This window comes from Streptomyces chilikensis (genome assembly GCF_001642695.1).
GTDB lineage: Bacteria > Actinomycetota > Actinomycetes > Streptomycetales > Streptomycetaceae > Streptomyces > Streptomyces chilikensis.
Genome location: NZ_LWCC02000005.1, coordinates 2,155,707 through 2,168,169, shown reverse-complemented (window position 1 = coordinate 2,168,169; position 12,463 = coordinate 2,155,707). Strand labels below are relative to the sequence as shown.

Here is a 12,463-nt window from a genome sequence, read left to right as displayed (position 1 = left end):
CGGCCTGGTCGGCGGAGCCTGCGGCGGGTTCCTGGTCCAGGCCGACCGCGAGCCCACGGCGCTGCCGTCGCTGACCCAGCCCGAGCTGAAGCAGGCCGGGGGCGAGGGCCCCGACCCGCTCCCGGCAGCCCAGGACCGCAAGGTGAGGACCGACGGCGACCTGCGCGACCTCCTGGTCAAGGCGCCGAAGGGAGCCAAGGACGTCACGTCCCGGGTCACCGGTGACGGCTGGATGGAGATGCCCGAATTCGCGGACACCTTCGAGGAGCCCGCCGACGCCTTCTCCGACCGGGTCATCGGCTCCCAGATCCGGCGGATCGCGGTGGCCTACTGGGAGCGGGGACACCAGTTCACCGAGGTGCGGCTGGCCCAGTTCCGCCATGAGGAGAACCTCGAGGCGGCGGTCCTCACGGACCGGCAGAACAACTTCACCGCAGCGGAACCGGTCGACAGCTGGCCCCTCCCCGGTACCGGGGACGGCATGGTCCACGTCCTCAGCCGGCCGGAGCGCAAGGCCGGTTACCTGCCGGTGTACGAGGCCAGGGCCTTCGCCCACCGCGGTGACATCTCGCTGCAGATCTGGATCACGGACACCAGGCCGGTCCCCAAGAAGACGATCATGGACCTGGCCGAGCGGCAGATGGAGCGGCTGTGAACGAGACCCCCACCCCGGCCGAGGAACCGCAGCGCGCCGCTGACGCCGTTGCCGGCGCCGTCGTTCCCGCGGCCCCCGCCGGCAGGCCCGGCCGCGGCCGCCGGACCGCCCGGATCGCCGGTGCGGTGGTCCTGGCCGCCGCCGTACTCGGCGGCACCGGCTTCACCGCGGTGACCGTCCGGGACGCCGACCGCGACCCGGGCAAGCCCGTGTGGGAGCACCCGGAGACCTCCGCGGCGGACGAGGGGGAGCGGCAGGCCCGCGACGAGGGACTGCGGGCCATGCTGCTCACCTATGAGGAGACCGGCCTCGAGCGGGGTCCCGACCTCGGTGAGTACGGCTCCGACGCGGAGTTCGACGGCAAGGAGGCCGCAGACCTCGCCAAGGAGTCGATCAAGGAACTGCCCCGCACCCAGCGCCGTCAGCTGGAGCGCGAGATCGACAGGCAGCGCATCAAGGGCCAGGCCATGCGCAGCTACGCGAACGTCACCGGCACGGGTGACGACTACCTCGTCGAGGTGGTCCTCACCCAACAGGAGGACGCGGAGGCGGTGGCGAAGGGCGTCAAGGCGCAGCGGAAGGCGTTCGACGCCCTCGAACGGATCGGCTTCCTGCGCAGCGGGCCCAAGGTCGAGGGCTACGAGAAGAACGCCTGGTGCTACCTGCCCGAGCTGGACAAGGACGACGAGATCGACGGCATGTACTGCGTGGCGTCCCAGGGCGAGGTGTCGGTCATGCTGACGGCGGACGCCGCCGAGCCGATCGACAAGAAGGACATCGCGGGTCTGCTCGTCAAGCAGCTCGACCGCATCGAGACTCCCGGGGAGGCGGTATGAGCGAGCAGACCGTCGGTCGGTCCGCACAGCCCGAGCCGGTGCCGGCCAGGCAGCACGTTCCGGACGTGCCGCAGCAGGCCGGAGCCCCGGCGGTCGAGGCGACGGCCGGGGCGGCCGCCCCTGTTGTCGAGCGGGCAGCCCCGCCCGCGGCCGTCGAGGCCCCGGTGAAGTCCGAGGACCGCCGGGCGCTGCGTGCCGTGCTGCGGTGGACCGCCGCCGTGGTGGTGTTCGCCGCCGTCGGCACCGGGACCGCGTACGGGATCGCCTCCATGGAGCGGACCGACGTGCCGGGCCTGGCCACCGCGACGGACGGCCGCTGGGGGTACCCCACGCTGGTCAGGCCCCCGCTGCCCGAGGGCAGTCCGGGCCCCCTCGCCGAGGACAACACGGCCGGCGCGCACCACGCCGACCTGCGGAAGCTCCTGCTGCCCGCGCCCGAGGGCGCCGAGGCCGACGAGGAACTGGCCGGTGACCGGAACGGCTGGCTGAGGACGAAGACCTTCCTGGCCGAGTTCGGCGAGGACGACCGCGAGGAGGTCGGGCAGCTCCTCGTCGACAACGGCCTGCGGCACATCGCCGCCCGCGGCTGGACCATGCCGGACGGCACCCGGACGAAGATCTTCCTGCTCCACTTCGGCACCGCGGAGCAGGTGGACGCCGGTCTGCGGCCCGCGATGGCCCCCTACGGGGCGCCGGGCTTCCTCCTGAAGGGCACCGAGAAGTGGGTGGCCGACAAGGAGTTCCCGTCCAAGGCCCACACCAAGGGCATCACGTCCATCGAGTACGTCGAGGAGAAGCCCTACGGCGACGAGCAGAGCCGCCAGGCGTACGTGATGGCCGGTGACGTCCTGGCCGTGATCACGCAGACGCGGAAGGGAACGGCCCCGTCCGTCCCCTTCCAGCAGACGGTGGCGCTGCAGAGCCAGCTGCTGGGCTGACGCCCACCTCGCAGGAGGAGCCGGACCCCGGCGGCGTAAGCTGGGGTCCGGCTCTTGTGCACACCGCCATACCGCGCTCATTTGAGGAGCATCCGTGGAGATCTTCTTTTCGGCCCTGCTGGTCCTTGTCTGCATCGGCGTCCTCGCCTTCGCGGGCCTGACCGTGAAGAAGCTGTACCAGGGCCAGCGCTGACGTCCGCGCCCCCGACCAGACCGTTTACGCCCCTCGCGACGAAGAGCAACTCATGATCGAGATCCCGTCCGACCTCCACCCGGACCTCGTCCCGCTCGCCTTCCTGCTCGGCAACTGGGCCGGCGCGGGCGTGCACGACTTCCCCGGCTCCGAGAAGTGCAACTTCGGCCAGGAGGTCAGCTTCAGCCACGACGGCCGGGACTTCCTGGAGTACCACTCCCACACCTGGGTGCTGGACAACGACGGCAACAAGGTCCGGCCCCTGGAGACCGAGTCCGGTTTCTGGCGGATCGACAAGGACCGCAACGTCGAGATCGTGATGACCCGCGACGACGGCGTGGTCGAGGTCTGGTACGGACGGATGGCCGACAAGAAGCCGCAGATCGACGTCGTGACCGACGCCGTCGCGCGGACCGGCGCCTCCGGCCCGTACAGCGGCGGCAAGCGGCTCTACGGCTACGTGAAGAGCGACCTGATGTGGGTGGGCGAGAAGCAGACCCCCGAGGTCGAGCTGCGCCCCTACATGTCGGCCCACCTGAAGAAGGTCGTCACGCCGGAGGAGGTCGAGCGCTGGGCCAAGGCCCTGCCCGACGATATGCCGGACGACGGAATCGCCTTCTTCAAGTAGGCCCGGCCGACCTAGACTTTCGGTGTGGTGAGCACCGACTGGAAGACTGACCTGCGGCAGCGCGGCTACCGGCTGACTCCGCAGCGGCAACTCGTGCTCGAAGCGGTCGAGACACTGGAGCACGCGACCCCCGACGACATCCTCGGTGAAGTGAGGAGGACCGCGTCGGGGGTCAACATCTCCACCGTCTACCGCACGCTGGAGCTCCTGGAGGAGCTCGGCCTGGTCAGCCACGCCCACCTGGGGCACGGCGCGCCGACCTATCACCTCGCCGACCGGCACCACCACCTGCACCTGGTCTGCCGGGACTGCGACGAGGTCATCGAGGCGGACGTGGCGGTGGCGGCCGAGTTCACCGCCAAGCTCCGGGCGGACTTCGGGTTCGAGACCGACATGAAGCACTTCGCGATCTTCGGGCGGTGCGAGCGGTGCGGGAAGGAGCCCGCCTCCTCCGCGGGCCCCGCTCCCGCTCCCGGCGATCCCGGTGACCGAGACACGTAGGGTGATCCGTATGAAGAGTCCCTTGCTGTTGCTGCCCGGCGCCGTCCCCGCCGAGGGCGTGGACGAAGGCGTGGCCGCGCACTACGGCGACCTGTTCCGCGAACAGCGGGCCCTGGCCGACGGCAGCGGCTTCGTGGACCTCTCGCACCGCGGCGTGGTCACCGTCACCGGCGAGGACCGGCTGGCCTGGCTGCACCTGCTGCTCACCCAGCACGTGGAGAAGCTGCCCCCGCACCAGGCGACGGAGGCGCTGATCCTCTCCCCGCACGGGCACATCGAGCACGCGCTGTACCTGGTCGACGACGGGGCGACCACCTGGGCGCACGTCGAGCCGAGCACCCAGGAGGCGCTGATCGCCTACCTGGAGTCGATGAAGTTCTTCTACCGGGTCGAGGTCGCCGACCGCACCGGCGACTTCGCGGTGGTGCACCTGCCGGCGGGGTCGATCGCGGCCACCCCGGAGGACGTCGTCGCCCGGGAGACACCGCACGGGCGGGAGCTGTTCCTGCCCCGCGAGCGGCTGGAGGAGTTCGCCGGGGCCCACGGCCCGGCGGCGGGCATCCTGGCGCTGGAGGCGCTGCGGGTCGAGGGCCACCGGCCGCGCCTGGGCTTCGAGACCGACCACCGGACCATCCCGCACGAGCTGGGCTGGCTGGAGACCGCGGTGCACCTGCAGAAGGGGTGCTACCGGGGCCAGGAGACGGTGGCCCGCGTCCACAACCTGGGCAAGCCGCCGCGGCGGCTGGTCTTCCTGCACCTCGACGGCAGCGAGGTGCACCTGCCGCCGCCGGGGACGGAGATCCGCGACGCGGACGACGGGCCGGAGGGGCGCAAGCTGGGGTTCGTGACGACCTCGGTGCGCCACCACGAGCTGGGACCGGTGGCGCTGGCCCTGGTGAAGCGCAACGTCCCCGTGGACGCCAGGCTGACGGCCGGGGGGACGGCCGCCGCGCAGGAGACCGTGGTCGAGCCGTAGGACGCCCGGACCCCGGCGGGCCGGCCGCCCGCCGGGGCTCCCCGGCCCCGGCCCCGTCTCAGATCTCCAGCAGGACCGTGAAGGGGCCGTCGTTGGCGAGGGAGACCCTCATCTCGGCCCCGAAGCGGCCGGTCTCCACCGTCGCCCCGAGGGCGCGCAGCCGCGCGACCACCTCGTCCACCAGCGGTTCGGCCACCGGGCCGGGCGCCGCCGCGTTCCAGGTGGGCCGACGTCCCTTGCGGGCGTCCCCGTAAAGGGTGAACTGGCTGATCACCAGGAGCGGCGCGTCCACGTCGCTGCAGGACCTCTCCTCCCGCAGGATCCGCAGCGACCAGAGTTTGCGGGCGAGCTGCGCCGCCTTCTCCTCGGTGTCGTCGTGGGTGACCCCGACGAGGACGCACAGCCCCTCACCAGTGATCTTCCCGACCGTCTCGCCCTCGACGACGACGCTCGCCCCGTCCACCCGCTGTACCACCGCTCGCATGCGCCCCATCATGCCGTGCCGCCGAACGGTGGTTCCGTGCGCCCCCGTGAGGTTCAAGCACCCCCCATCAGGGGACGATCATGGACACTCGCGCACATTGCGGCCGGTCGGGGTGGCACGATGCAGGTCCACACGCCGGTCGGGGGCGACCAAGGAGATGCTGGAGCAGATGAGGACACCGGGAACGCACATCGGCGGGCGGGCGACCGAGCGGGACGGGCAGGCGGTGGCCGGCCGCGCCTTCGCGCAGCGGACGCCCTCGCACGACATGGCGGCCACGGCTCCGGACGCGGCGGCTGCGGGGACCGCGGCGGGGTCCTCGGCGGCCGGGGCCCCGGTGGCCGGGCTGCCGATGGCCGAGGTCCGCGCGCTGCGCCGCCGGGCCCAGCGGGAGGAGGCCGACCTCAGCTACCTCCGGCGGCTGCTGCAGGGCCGGATCGACATCCTGCGGGCCGAGCTGGGGCACCGGGGGCCGGCCGGACAGCCTCCGGTGAGGCAGCCGGGCCCGGTCGTGGAGCGGCTGCCGGAGATCCTCCGGGACGCTCCGGCGCACCGGCCGTCGTCGGCCCGGCACGTCACCCTCTCCGCGCCGCGCGGCGAGGAGTACCGGAGGCTGGCCGCCGGGATGCTGGACGAGGTGGGGCTCTCCGACCTGGCCGCGCGGACGGACGTGGAGCTGCGGATGGCGCTGGCCCGGCTGGTGCGGCACGAGCGTGAGGTGTCGCTGCGGCGCCAGGAGCTCCAGCGCACCGCCGACGCGTGCGGGGCGGAGCTGGCGCGCAGGTACCGTGAGGGAGAAGCACAGGTGGACGACCTGCTCCACTGAGTCCTCCCGAAAGGCCCCGCACCGTGTCCGAGCCGACGTCCGAGCAGACCCGCGCCCTCGCCGCAGACCGCCCCGCCGGGGCGGCCGCCCCCGACCCGTCCGGCGCGTCGGGCGCCGCCGGTCCGGCTCCGCTGGCCGACGTGGTGCGCTCCGGGTTCGTCGAGGGGCGGCACCGGGGGCACCTGGTGCTGCTGGCTCCGGACGGCTCGGTGGAGTTCTCGCTGGGCGACCCCGGAACGGCCGTCTTCCCCCGGTCGGCCAACAAGCCGATGCAGGCCGCGGCGATCCTGCGGGCCGGGCTGGCGCTGAAGGGGGAGCGGCTGGCGCTGGCGGCGGCCAGTCACTCCGGCGAAACGTTTCACCGCGAGCTGGTGCGCGAGATGCTCGGCGAGTTCGGGCTCACCGAGGACCGGCTGCGGTGCCCGGCCGACCTGCCGCTGGACCCGGTCGAGGCCGAGGCCTACCTGGCCGCCGGCGGCGTCCGGGAACGGGTCACCATGAACTGCTCCGGCAAGCACACCGCGATGCTGGCCGTCTCCGCGCTCAACGGCTGGTCGCCGGACGACTACCTGGACCCGGAGCACCCGCTGCAGCGGCTGGTCCGCACGGTGATCGAGGAGGCGGCGGGGGAGCCGGTGACGGCGGTGGGGACCGACGGCTGCGGCGCGCCGCTGATGGCGGTCACCCTCACCGGTCTGGCCCGGGCGTTCCGCTCCTTCGTGCTGGCGGAGCCGGGGAGCCCCGAGCGCCGGGTGGCGGACGCGATGCGGGCGCACCCCGAGTACGTGGCCGGAACCCGCCGTCCGGACACCTGGCTGATGCGCGAGGTCCCGGGGGTCCTGTCGAAGATGGGCGCCGAGGCGGTCCAGGCGGTGGCGCTGCCGGACGGGCGGGCGCTGGCGTTCAAGGTGGAGGACGGCGCGACGCGCGTCCTCGGCCCGGTGCTGGAGCGGGTGCTGCGCAGGGCGGGACTCGACGCCCCCGTGCTGGAGCGCATCGGCCACGCTCCGCTGCTGGGGGGCGGCCGGGAGGTCGGCGCCATCCGCGCGGCCTTCTGAGGCCCGCGGAGGGCGGGCGGTCCGCGAGGAGGCGAGGGCCCGGGCGCCGGGGCCCGGTGCGCGGTCGCGGAGACGCAGGGGCCCCGCCCGGAGCGGGCGGGCGCCCTGCCGTGAACTCTCCTGGGTGGGTCTCCTTCCCGCGCGGCGGTGAGATGGACGGGTGGTGCGGTGGTGCGTCCGTAGCGTGCTCTTCAGTTGTGGTGGGTGCGCTCCCGGCTCCCCTCCGGAGAGGAGCGCTGCCGTGCTGTCCGGCCGCCGACGCCAACCCTTCGGCCGTTTCGCCAGGTTGGAAGAGTTGGCGACCAACTCATCTGTAGTTGTATCCATCTTGTCCGTCCGCTTAACCACCTCTCCGGGAACTCCCCGTATTTGGCGCGAAGTTGTAGGCTTGACGCGTCAGACGGCCGGCGAGGTGACCGTCACGGCGAGCACCACCGCCCCGGCGGAGCTGCACGCCGGGCTGTTGGCCTTGTGGCCGACGGTGAGGAGCAGCAGGCCGACGAGTCCGGCCGTGCCGTACCTCATCTCGACGTACCGCTCGACTGCTGCGACGGTGAGGGCGGCGGCGAGTGCGGCAAGGGCGGGCACGGAATGCCTCCAGGGGTCTCGGGTCTCATGGTGTCCGGTCCGTGGTTCTCTCCCGGTGGTGGACGTGCGGCCAACTCGGTCCAACTTTGCCAAGTGTCCAAGTTGGTTCAAGTTATGTCCAGTTGGCGGTTAGCGAAACCAACCTCCGTGATATGAACGGAAGTTGTACCGTCTGGTCGTGAATCAGGAGAGCGTGGCAGTGACTGGCAGCAGGAGACTCTCGTCCCACGAGATCGCCGAGGTGCTCCGCGACCGGATCCAGGCGGGAGAGCTCAAGGCGGGCGACCGCCTGCCCACCCAGGCCGAGCTAGCCGAGGAGTTCGGCGTGGAGCGCGGCGCGGTGCGCCAGGCGCTGCGCACCCTCCAGGAGCTCGGTCTCCTGACCAACGTGAGCAAGGGCAGCCCGCCGCGGATCGCGGAGCGGCGTCCGCCCTCCGGCGAGCCGCGCCCGGCGATGGTGGGGCTGGCGCCCCGGCTGGTGCAGGCGTTCCAGGAGCCGGCGGTGCGGATCGACGCGGTCTGCCTGACCGCGGAGACGCTGATGCTGGCGCTCGCCGAGCCGCTCCGGCTGGTCCACGAGGGGCGGGTCAGGCCGCAGTCCATCGACGTGCGGATCCTGGTGCCCTCCCGGAACATCAACCTGGCCTTCCCGGTCCCGGTCGAGGGGCGCCGCAGGCGCGCCGACGGCGACCTGGAGCCGCCCGACCCGGTCCACGAGTGGTGGCTGGCGCAGCGCAACGCCCAGGGCCACGTCCTGCGCCACAACCTGCGGATGCTGCGCCACTCGCACGGGGTCGACGTCCGGGTGACCTTCCGGGCGCTGCCGTTCACCCCGCCGGTCAAGCTCTACCTGCTCAACGGCTCCGAGGCGCTGATGGCCTACTACATGATCACGCGGCGCGAGGAGACGGTCGGCGAGAGCGAGGCCGTGGAGGTCTTCGACGGGATGAGCGCGGAGTCCCTGCTCTTCTCCTTCGAGCGCGCCGGAGCCTCGCGGGACGCGGCGTTCGTGGAACAGTCGCAGAAGTGGTTCGACGCCCTCTGGGAAACCATCACCAGCGACCTGACACTGTCGTGATGGCCCCTCATGTGATGACCGCCGAGGCGGACCGCCTCGTGTCCCGCGCCCGTGTCGTGCTCCTGGCCCTCGAAGGCCCCCTCTGCCGCCTCTTCCCGCCGGGCGGTGAGGAGCGGCGCGCACTCGCCGACGACCTGCTCGGCCTGGCCGCCCGGCTCGGCGGCCAGGACGCCGTCGGGCGGCTCCCGGACGCCGGAAGGGCCGGGCGCGATCCCCACGCGGTGCTCGCCGCGGTGGCCGAGGGCCCGGACACGGCCCTCGCGGCCGCCTTACGCGAGCGGCTGACCGCGGCCGAGCTCCGGGCCGTGCCGAAGGCCGCGCCCACCCCCTGGGCCGACCCGCTGGTGCGCACCTGGGCGGCGCTGGGGGTGCGCACGGCCGTGGTGACCCGGCACGCCGCCGAGGCGGCGAGCCGCTACGTGGCGGGGCGCGGGCTCGCCGGCGCGCTGCCGAGGGTGTGCGGCCGGGGGACCGGGCACCCCGACGAGTTCGGCCACACGCTGGCCGGGGCGCTCGCCTCCCTCGGCGCGACGCGGGAGGAGGCCCTGTTCGTGGGGGAGACCCCCGGCCACCTCGCGGCGGCCCGCGCGGCCGGCATCCCCTTCCTCGGGCACGCGCGGAGCGAGGCCGGGGAGCGTCAGCTGCTGGAGGCGGGCGCCCAACACCTCGTCGGATCGCTGAAGTTCGTGCTCGACGCGCTCACCGCCACTTCCGGGCGGACCTCCGTCGCGCCCTGCTAGCAGGGCGCTTGCAAAAGTTAGCACCGGGTGGCACGGTGTGGTCATGGCATCGCTCAACGTCGGTGGTCTCGGGGAGTACCTGCGCGAGCAGCGGCGCAGCGCGCAGCTGTCGCTGCGTCAGCTCGCCGACGCCGCCGGGGTGTCGAACCCCTACCTGAGCCAGATCGAGCGCGGTCTGCGCAAGCCCAGCGCCGAGGTCCTCCAGCAGGTCGCCAGGGCGCTGCGGATCTCCGCCGAGACTCTTTACGTCCGGGCGGGCATTCTCGACGCCGAACGGGGCAGCGGCTCTGCGGACGACGGGACGGGCGGCCCGGACACCCGGGCCGCCCTTCTCGCCGACCCCGCGCTCACCGAGCGGCAGAAGCAGGCCCTGGTCCAGATCTACGACGCCTTCCGCCACGAGAACGGCGCGAACGGCACCGGGGCCGGCGGACCCCGTCCGGCCGCCGACGAGTGCGAGCCGCCCACCCACGCCGACGCGCCGACGCGTGACCCGCGCAAGCGCGGTCCGCAGAAGCGCGACCCTCAGAAGCAAGCGATCCGGGAGGACCGTCCTCATGGCCATCACCGACGACCTGCGCAAGACCCTGAGTGACCCCACGCCCCTCTACTTCGCCGCCGGAACCGCCGACCTGGCCCTCCAGCAGGCCCGGAAGGTGCCCGCCCTGGTCGAGCAGATCCGGGCCGAGGCGCCGGCCCGCATCGAGGCCGTGAAGGCCGCCGACCCCAAGGCCGTCCAGGAGAAGGCCGTGGCCCGCGTCAAGGAGACCTCCACGGTCGTCCAGGCCAAGGTCACCGAGGTCGTCGCCGGTCTCGAGCCCGACCTGAGGAAGCTGGGCGAGACCGCGCAGGGCCTGGCGCTGCGCGGAGTGGGCCGTGCCCTGGAGTACGCGGTCAAGGCCCGCGAGACGTACGAGCGGGTCGCCGAGCACGGCGAGCAGGCGGTCCGCGGCTGGCGCGGCGAGGCGGCGGACGGGATGGTCGACGCCGCGGCGGCGGTCGAGCCGCGGGCCTCCCGGCCGGCGGCCGCGGTCACCCCGGTGGCGCAGCCGCCCGCCGAGTCCGCCGGGTCCGCCCCGTCGGCCCCCGCGCAGGACGGCGACGCGGCCGCGGAGACTCCCGCCGAGGGGAAGAAGGCCGCCCCGGCCAGGAAGGCCCCGGCGCGCCGCACGGCGAAGAAGTCCACGCCTCCCGCCGAGTGAGCGGGTCCGCGGCCGGGCGCCGTGGGCCGGACGGCGGCAGGGGCCGGGCGCCCGCGGGTGCCCGGCCCTCCGGCCGGGTAGGGGAGCACGGACAGGGCCGACGAGGACGAGCGCGGGCGACCGGGCGGAACCACGGGCGGGGCCACGGACGGGGAGACGAGTACCGTGGCTGACAAGGGCTGACAGGACCTCCCCAGGACCCTTCCCCGGGCCCGGGCGACCTGAGACTGGTGGTGGACGTTGTGCTGATGCAGGGCTTCAGCAACCTGCTGTATCTGCTGAACCTGGCGCTGATCGTCTTCAGCGGGTTCGCGCTGGTGGACGCGGCGATCCGCCGCGAGGACGGCTACCGCGCCGCGGACAAGCAGACCAAGCCGTTCTGGCTGATCATCCTGGGGCTCGCCTTCGTGGTGAACCTGATCTTCCCGATCCTGTCGTTCCTGCCGATCATCGGCCTGATCGCCACGATCGTGTACGTGGTGGACGTGCGTCCCGCGCTGCGGAACCTCCCGGGCGGCGGCCGTCGGCGCACCCGTGGCGGCTCCAGCAGCGACGGCCCCTACGGTCCGTACAACGGCGGCCGCTGAGGCCCGGGCCGTCGCATCCCGGCGGCCCCCGGCCGGCCGCCCGTGACCGAGCCGTCCCACCCGTGTGCCGGGTGGGACGGCTCGGTCGTGAAGGCGCGCGGCGGCGTGGAGGCGCGGCGGAGTCCTACCAGATCGCCTCGACCCACTCCGGGTGGTCGATGAACGGGTTCCGGTTGCGCTGGTACGAGTCGTAGATGACCTGGTTGCGGCGCTCCTCGAAGGCGTCCGGCGGGTCCTCGTCGTTCCACGCCTTGAGTACGGCGAGCTTGCCCATGTACGGGTTGCTCCCGTTGTTCACGCTGCTGTTGACCTCCAGGTCGGCCCAGCCGTCGTTCCCCTCGTAGCGGACCGCCATGTAGAAGATCATGCGGGCCACGTCGCCCTTGACGGCGTCGCGCGGCTCGAAGGAGTCGGAGTCGGTGAGGCTGCCGCCGCCGCCCGCGACGGTGCTGCCGCCGTTGTCGAAGTCCTTGTTGCCCCGGATGCTGTTCACCTGCACGTCCTCGGGACGCAGGTGGTGCAGGTCCGTGCCGGGGCCGGTGGCCGTGCCGAAGTCGCCGTGGGACTTGGCCCAGACGTGCTCCCGGTTCCAGTCGCCGAGGTCACCGCCGTTGAGCGACTTGCTGCGGGAGGCGCCCGAGTACAGCAGGATGACGTTGGAGCTGTTCGACGGGTCCTGGTCGGTGACCATCAGCGCGTTCCACACGGCCGAGTAGGAGATCTTGGTCTGGCTGCTGGTGATCGTGTGCAGGGAGGACTTGAGGCTCGTCCCCGTCTTCCCGATCGCGTTCCTGTAGTACGTCGAGTCGTAGTCCGTCGTGGTGGCCGTGGCCGGCGTCGCCGCCAGGGAGGGGCCGGCGAGGAGGGCGACGACGGCGAGGGCCAGCGCTCTGCGGTGGCGGCTGCGTATCGCGAGCATGCGGAGTGTCCGATCTACGCGTGTTGAGGGGACTGGCAGCAGCTTGGCATGAACACGCGATCGAGGAGGTGTCCGTCAGGTGCCGATTGGGTGACGGATTGCGTACGCCCCGTACGGGGCGGGGGCCGGGGGTGGCCGCCGACGAGGCCCCGGGGCGGGCCGGGGGGTGGCCCGGGGAGGGTGCGGGGGCGGCGCCGGCGGGCACGGCCGTGCGGCGCGGTGGCCGCTGTCACCGCTGGTCCTGGGGTCCTGCC

At 73.0% G+C, this 12,463-nt stretch carries 16 protein-coding genes; 13 read left to right on the top strand and 3 right to left on the bottom strand.

Annotated elements, in window-relative coordinates:
* The 6 genes from A2U95_RS09755 to ygfZ form a co-directional block, all read left to right on the top strand.
* A partial coding sequence (locus A2U95_RS09755; protein WP_166021764.1) for a hypothetical protein occupies window positions 1–655 on the top strand: 655 nt, incomplete at its 5' end.
* Window positions 652–1,491, top strand: a complete 840-nt coding sequence (locus A2U95_RS09750) for a hypothetical protein (protein WP_206282851.1) — start codon at window positions 652–654, stop codon at window positions 1,489–1,491. The genes A2U95_RS09755 and A2U95_RS09750, both read left to right, overlap by 4 nt.
* Window positions 1,488–2,429: a hypothetical protein gene (locus A2U95_RS09745; protein ID WP_166021763.1), complete on the top strand. Its 942-nt coding sequence runs from the start codon at window positions 1,488–1,490 to the stop codon at window positions 2,427–2,429. The genes A2U95_RS09750 and A2U95_RS09745 overlap by 4 nt, the downstream gene beginning before the upstream one ends.
* A gap of 245 nt (window positions 2,430–2,674) precedes the next feature.
* Complete coding sequence (locus A2U95_RS09740; RefSeq protein ID WP_166021762.1) at window positions 2,675–3,250, top strand: heme-binding beta-barrel domain-containing protein; 576 nt, start codon at window positions 2,675–2,677, stop codon at window positions 3,248–3,250.
* A 24-nt stretch (window positions 3,251–3,274) separates the two neighbouring features.
* Window positions 3,275–3,751 (top strand): Fur family transcriptional regulator, encoded by a 477-nt coding sequence (locus A2U95_RS09735; RefSeq protein ID WP_166021761.1) that lies wholly within the window; start codon window positions 3,275–3,277, stop codon window positions 3,749–3,751.
* Between the two features lie 10 nt (window positions 3,752–3,761).
* Window positions 3,762–4,727 (top strand): CAF17-like 4Fe-4S cluster assembly/insertion protein YgfZ, encoded by a 966-nt coding sequence (ygfZ, locus tag A2U95_RS09730; protein WP_166021760.1) that lies wholly within the window; start codon window positions 3,762–3,764, stop codon window positions 4,725–4,727.
* Between the two features lie 58 nt (window positions 4,728–4,785).
* Here the strand turns inward: ygfZ and dtd are convergent, their stop codons facing one another.
* Window positions 4,786–5,211, bottom strand: coding sequence for a D-aminoacyl-tRNA deacylase (dtd, locus tag A2U95_RS09725; RefSeq protein ID WP_166021759.1), 426 nt, complete (start codon window positions 5,209–5,211; stop codon window positions 4,786–4,788).
* Window positions 5,212–5,380: 169 nt separating this feature from the next.
* Between dtd and A2U95_RS09720 the strand changes: the two genes are divergently transcribed.
* On the top strand, window positions 5,381–6,037 hold the full coding sequence (locus tag A2U95_RS09720; protein WP_240957259.1) for an RsiG family protein: 657 nt from the start codon (window positions 5,381–5,383) through the stop codon (window positions 6,035–6,037).
* Window positions 6,038–6,168: 131 nt separating this feature from the next.
* Window positions 6,169–7,095: an asparaginase gene (locus A2U95_RS09715; protein WP_240957445.1), complete on the top strand. Its 927-nt coding sequence runs from the start codon at window positions 6,169–6,171 to the stop codon at window positions 7,093–7,095.
* A 396-nt stretch (window positions 7,096–7,491) separates the two neighbouring features.
* Here the strand turns inward: A2U95_RS09715 and A2U95_RS09710 are convergent, their stop codons facing one another.
* Window positions 7,492–7,683: a hypothetical protein gene (locus tag A2U95_RS09710; RefSeq protein WP_166021757.1), complete on the bottom strand. Its 192-nt coding sequence runs from the start codon at window positions 7,681–7,683 to the stop codon at window positions 7,492–7,494.
* A gap of 172 nt (window positions 7,684–7,855) precedes the next feature.
* On the opposite strand from A2U95_RS09710, the gene A2U95_RS09705 reads away from it, so the two are divergent.
* The 5 genes from A2U95_RS09705 to A2U95_RS09685 all read left to right on the top strand — a co-directional run bounded on the left by A2U95_RS09705 (window position 7,856) and on the right by A2U95_RS09685 (window position 11,290).
* The gene (locus tag A2U95_RS09705; RefSeq protein ID WP_166025012.1) at window positions 7,856–8,761 is read left to right on the top strand and encodes a winged helix-turn-helix domain-containing protein; all 906 of its coding nucleotides are present in this window, start codon (window positions 7,856–7,858) and stop codon (window positions 8,759–8,761) included.
* On the top strand, window positions 8,761–9,501 hold the full coding sequence (locus A2U95_RS09700) for an HAD family hydrolase (protein ID WP_166021756.1): 741 nt from the start codon (window positions 8,761–8,763) through the stop codon (window positions 9,499–9,501). Before A2U95_RS09705 ends, A2U95_RS09700 begins: the two co-directional genes overlap by 1 nt.
* Before the next feature lie 43 nt (window positions 9,502–9,544).
* Window positions 9,545–10,096 carry a helix-turn-helix domain-containing protein gene (locus A2U95_RS09695; protein WP_166021755.1) on the top strand — a complete coding sequence of 184 codons (552 nt, stop codon included), beginning with the start codon at window positions 9,545–9,547 and terminating at the stop codon, window positions 10,094–10,096.
* Window positions 10,059–10,703 (top strand): hypothetical protein, encoded by a 645-nt coding sequence (locus tag A2U95_RS09690; protein ID WP_166021754.1) that lies wholly within the window; start codon window positions 10,059–10,061, stop codon window positions 10,701–10,703. Before A2U95_RS09695 ends, A2U95_RS09690 begins: the two co-directional genes overlap by 38 nt.
* 230 nt (window positions 10,704–10,933) lie before the next feature.
* Window positions 10,934–11,290, top strand: a complete 357-nt coding sequence (locus tag A2U95_RS09685) for a DUF2516 family protein (protein ID WP_240957258.1) — start codon at window positions 10,934–10,936, stop codon at window positions 11,288–11,290.
* 124 nt (window positions 11,291–11,414) lie between these two features.
* On the opposite strand, the gene A2U95_RS09680 is transcribed toward A2U95_RS09685, so the two are convergent.
* Window positions 11,415–12,209 (bottom strand): endonuclease I family protein, encoded by a 795-nt coding sequence (locus tag A2U95_RS09680; RefSeq protein WP_166021753.1) that lies wholly within the window; start codon window positions 12,207–12,209, stop codon window positions 11,415–11,417.
* Between the last annotated feature and the right edge of the window lie 254 nt (window positions 12,210–12,463).

Excerpts from the sequence above, each read along its gene's own strand:
- ygfZ (WP_166021760.1), top strand. The coding sequence starts at position 3,762 with ATGAAGAGTCCCTTGCTGTTGCTGCCCGGCGCCGTCCCCGCCGAGGGC.
- A2U95_RS09700 (WP_166021756.1), top strand. The coding sequence starts at position 8,761 with ATGGCCCCTCATGTGATGACCGCCGAGGCGGACCGCCTCGTGTCCCGC.
- A2U95_RS09720 (WP_240957259.1), top strand. The coding sequence starts at position 5,381 with ATGAGGACACCGGGAACGCACATCGGCGGGCGGGCGACCGAGCGGGAC.
- A2U95_RS09695 (WP_166021755.1), top strand. The coding sequence starts at position 9,545 with ATGGCATCGCTCAACGTCGGTGGTCTCGGGGAGTACCTGCGCGAGCAG.
- dtd (WP_166021759.1), bottom strand. The coding sequence starts at position 5,211 with ATGCGAGCGGTGGTACAGCGGGTGGACGGGGCGAGCGTCGTCGTCGAG.
- A2U95_RS09740 (WP_166021762.1), top strand. The coding sequence starts at position 2,675 with ATGATCGAGATCCCGTCCGACCTCCACCCGGACCTCGTCCCGCTCGCC.
- A2U95_RS09745 (WP_166021763.1), top strand. The coding sequence starts at position 1,488 with ATGAGCGAGCAGACCGTCGGTCGGTCCGCACAGCCCGAGCCGGTGCCG.
- A2U95_RS09680 (WP_166021753.1), bottom strand. The coding sequence starts at position 12,209 with ATGCTCGCGATACGCAGCCGCCACCGCAGAGCGCTGGCCCTCGCCGTC.
- A2U95_RS09690 (WP_166021754.1), top strand. The coding sequence starts at position 10,059 with ATGGCCATCACCGACGACCTGCGCAAGACCCTGAGTGACCCCACGCCC.